The organism is Floccifex sp., from assembly GCF_051873495.1.
Lineage (GTDB): Bacteria > Bacillota_I > Bacilli_A > Erysipelotrichales > Erysipelotrichaceae > Floccifex.
In genome coordinates this window covers 1-3,792 of record NZ_JBJEEX010000007.1, presented here as the reverse complement: position 1 = coordinate 3,792, position 3,792 = coordinate 1, and the positions used below count along the sequence as shown (strand labels likewise).

Here is a 3,792-nt window from a genome sequence, read left to right as displayed (position 1 = left end):
CCTAAATCTGCAGCAGCTTGAACTACTGGATCTAACGTCTTCATTTTACCATTAATATCGACCATCAGGTCATTAGTTTTATCCAACAAATCATTTGTTTGATCCATCAGACTATCCATATCTTCTGTCATCTTTTTTAATGATTCATTAGTTGTTTGAATAGTTGTACTGGTTTCTTTTAATAATTTTGCGGTTCTAGTAAGCATTGGAATTGTAAACAATACCAAAATCAAGAAAGCGATAGCCGCAATCAAACCAGCTAAAGCACCATAAGAAATTGTCATTTTTAACCTCCATTATTATCTAAAAAAAGTCTAGCATGAAAATGCTTTATTCTCAATCTATGTATTGTTATTATTTTATAGAATCATAATGTAAAGAAAGGACCATCTATGAAGCTTCCCTCACAATTAAATATTCAAAAAATAAAACTAGACTGGAATAAAATCGGTCAAAATTTACTTTCTACTGTTTGGCAGTTAGCAATTACGACCCTGATCTTTTATCTATTATCTCACTTTGGGCATAAATTAATTAACAATTATTTAGCTAAACACAATACATTAAAAAATAAACGCTCTAAAACAATTGCTGCTTTGATCAACAGTTTATTCCAATATACGTTGATCTTCTTTTATTTGTTTGGCGTCTTATCAATTTTAGGTGTGCCAGTTGGAACGCTACTGGCCAGTGCCGGAATCTTCTCCCTAGCTTTAGGGATGGGGGCCCAAGGATTCGTCAGTGATCTGGTCAACGGTTTCTTCATCTTGAGTGAAGACCAATTCGATGTTGGTGACTTGGTACAAATTGGCACTAACGTAGGAACTGTAGTTCAACTGGGGCTTAGAACCACTAGATTAAAAGGTTCAGATGGTTCAATTATCTACATTCCTAACCGTAATATTACCATCGTGCAAAACCTAGCTCATGGCGGTGTGGCACTTGATATTAACCTTGACCTTGATGCTGAAAACGATGTTACAGAAGTAAGCCGCCTCATCAAGCAATGCAATCAAACTATTCAACCCGAGAAAAAGACAATTGTTCAAGGTCCAACGATTACAGGAATCACGGAACAAACCGGCAACAAATTTGTTTACAGCATTCACTTTCAAGTTAAGCCAGGAAAACAAAGTGCAGTTAGAAATTTGTATTTAACTAAATACATTCAAACTTTGCAAAAAAATGGCATTAAATTTGCTAGTGTGCCTACCCCAAAAACAACCCAAGCTAAGTAAAAAATGTCCAGTTTTAAAAACTGGGCATTTTTATTTTTGATCAATATTTTTGATTTCTTTGTAAGTTCTATAAATAGCAATTATTCCTGAAAGATTGATCAGAATAAGTATCCACCAAACTTTTTTATCTGCCATGGAAATCGTAGTTAAAAACCAGATATCAAATAAAACATAAAGTAGAAAAATAATTAAAATATTCCAACATCCTAGCTTAGCCACATATCGTGAATAATATTTTCTAGTTACCGGCAAACACGCTGCCACCATCACAAAAATTGCTAGAATTCCGATTACCCATAATGCCTTAATTGCGCCTCTTTCAAAGCATGATTTATTTTTGCTATTTTTATTATCATGCTTTTAGTAGCACCCATTTACTTATTTCCGAAATCTCGGAAACCAATTTATTCACCATAGATCTGTTTAATTTGTGTAAATGCAACCTGAAAATCTGATTTCATATTTTTAAGTCCTAGAAAATCTAAATACTTAAACAAAGAAGCTATTTCAGTACTGTCATTATTCTTGGCATAATCAATCAAACTATGCATGAATTTTTTACGAATAGTTTCTTCCGCATACAGATTCATTATTTCTAACGTATCTAATTTTTCTAACAAACTTTCAGCTTTGGGCAGATCCTTTTTATTTAATGGCTCATCCTGATACCGCTTTAAATACTGCAACGAAATTGCTTTAAGCTGCTTGATATTATTTGCTCCATATGCATCGGCAATATCTTGAATTGAAAAATATAAATGTGAACTGACCGTATTTTCTAAAAATTCCATTGGTTGAACATGGATATTAAAAAGCAAGGCAATAACTTTACACCAGGATAAATTATCCTTGCCCTTTTCCCATTCTGCTAGCGTAGACTTGTTAGTAATCTCCTTTGCTGCATCAACTAAATTAATATGATGAGCTACACGCATTTTTCTAAATTTCGGGCCATAGATATTATCTTTTATTACATTTTCTTTTACAGAGGTCTCCTACTTATAAACACAAAAAGGTGTTCCAAAATGAACACCTTTTTTCTTTTTATTCAAATTGTTCAAGCCAAGCAGGTAATTCTTGTAATAATTTTTCTACTGCACGACCACGGTGAGAAATTTCATTCTTTTCATCAGTAGTCATTTGTGCAAAAGTTTTACCCTTTTCTGGTACATAAAACAATGGATCATAACCAAAGCCATCTTCACCTTGTGGCAATGGTAAAATGCGACCTGCGCATGTACCCGAAACGACTAAATCTTTATCAAATTCACCTGGCATCGAAACCACGATTGTGGTCCAGAACTTAGCCATTCTCTTTTCCTTGGGTACACCGCCAAGCTCAGCTAATAATTTAGCATTGTTTTTGGCATCATTATGAGCTTCACCAGCATAGCGAGCACTTCTTACGCCCGGTTCACCATTTAATGCATCAACCATCAAACCAGAGTCGTCCGCAATTGTTGGCATTTTACTAAAATCAGCCAATTCATGTGCCTTAATTTTAGCGTTGGCTTCAAAAGTATGACCACTTTCAATTGGATGTGGTGGATTTTCCAAATCCGCATTTGTTTTAATGATTACATCAACATCAGCTTGTTTGAAAGCTTCTTTTAATTCACGTGCCTTACCTTGATTGCTAGTCGCAAACAAAATTTCTTTAACCATTATTCGTTCTCCGTATCTACGTGTTTGGAAGTTAAAGTGTCATCATCCATAAACGTACGCGCTAATTTATCAAAGCTTGTTGAATTACCAGTAGTGTAGTATTCATGAACTGGCTTATGGCCTTCTTCACTAAACAAACCATCACGGCGCATTACGTTGAATGTATATTGTGCTACTTGATCAGCAGGATCTAAAATAGTTACATTTTCATCGTCAATTGCTTCTTTGAATTCTTGTTCAATTAATGGATAGTGGGTGCAGCCCAAAACCAAGGTATCAAAATCCTTACCCTTTAAAGGAGCTAAACTTTCTTTAACCACCTTTAAATTAGTCGCATGCTCTTCTTGTGCTTCAACTAATGGAGCAAGTTTTGGCGTAGCTAATTCTGTTACTTCAATTTCTGGATCACGGAAATGAATTTCTTTTTCATAAGCATGTGAACCTACGGTTACACTAGTTGCTACAACCGCTACCTTTTTATTCTTAGTAGTTCTAGAAGCTGCTAGTGCACCTGATTGAATAACCCCGATAATCTGCGGTTCAATTTCTTTTTCAATTGTCCCCATGGCCGCAGCGGTTGCCGTATTGCAGGCAAAAATTACCAGCTTCACATCATTATTAAGCAAGAACTTAACTGATCTGCGTGTTAAATTAATAATATCTTCTTTAGTTCGATTGCCATATGGCATATGTGCGTTATCACCAATAAAAACGGTGGATTCATTAGGCAGTTTTTCAATTACTTTTTTAGCGATAGACAGGCCGCCTAGACCTGAATCTAGTAGTCCAATTGGACGATTATCCATGATAAAAAACCTCTTATTAAGAAAAAAATTATTTTCTACTCCTACTAGTTTACGGTAAAATAAAAAAGAATAAAAGGGATGAA

6 protein-coding genes are annotated in these 3,792 nt (G+C 34.9%); 1 reads left to right on the top strand and 5 read right to left on the bottom strand.

Going from position 1 to position 3,792, the window contains the following annotated elements; translation table 11 throughout:
• On the bottom strand, window positions 1-284 hold a 284-nt coding region (locus ACI313_RS00410; protein WP_439755025.1), incomplete at its 3' end, for a DUF948 domain-containing protein.
• 108 nt (window positions 285-392) lie between these two features.
• Between ACI313_RS00410 and ACI313_RS00405 the strand changes: the two genes are divergently transcribed.
• The gene (locus ACI313_RS00405) at window positions 393-1,238 is read left to right on the top strand and encodes a mechanosensitive ion channel family protein (protein WP_013641541.1); all 846 of its coding nucleotides are present in this window, start codon (window positions 393-395) and stop codon (window positions 1,236-1,238) included.
• 30 nt (window positions 1,239-1,268) lie between these two features.
• Here the strand turns inward: ACI313_RS00405 and ACI313_RS00400 are convergent, their stop codons facing one another.
• From ACI313_RS00400 to murI, 4 genes are all read right to left on the bottom strand, one after another.
• Window positions 1,269-1,457 (bottom strand): hypothetical protein, encoded by a 189-nt coding sequence (locus ACI313_RS00400; protein WP_439755024.1) that lies wholly within the window; start codon window positions 1,455-1,457, stop codon window positions 1,269-1,271.
• A gap of 185 nt (window positions 1,458-1,642) precedes the next feature.
• Window positions 1,643-2,173, bottom strand: coding sequence for a transcriptional regulator (locus ACI313_RS00395; RefSeq protein WP_014565577.1), 531 nt, complete (start codon window positions 2,171-2,173; stop codon window positions 1,643-1,645).
• A gap of 109 nt (window positions 2,174-2,282) precedes the next feature.
• Complete coding sequence (locus ACI313_RS00390; RefSeq protein WP_013641539.1) at window positions 2,283-2,903, bottom strand: XTP/dITP diphosphatase; 621 nt, start codon at window positions 2,901-2,903, stop codon at window positions 2,283-2,285.
• Window positions 2,903-3,709 carry a glutamate racemase gene (gene murI, locus ACI313_RS00385; RefSeq protein WP_013641538.1) on the bottom strand — a complete coding sequence of 269 codons (807 nt, stop codon included), beginning with the start codon at window positions 3,707-3,709 and terminating at the stop codon, window positions 2,903-2,905. The genes ACI313_RS00390 and murI overlap by 1 nt, the downstream gene beginning before the upstream one ends.
• Window positions 3,710-3,792 lie beyond the last annotated feature (83 nt).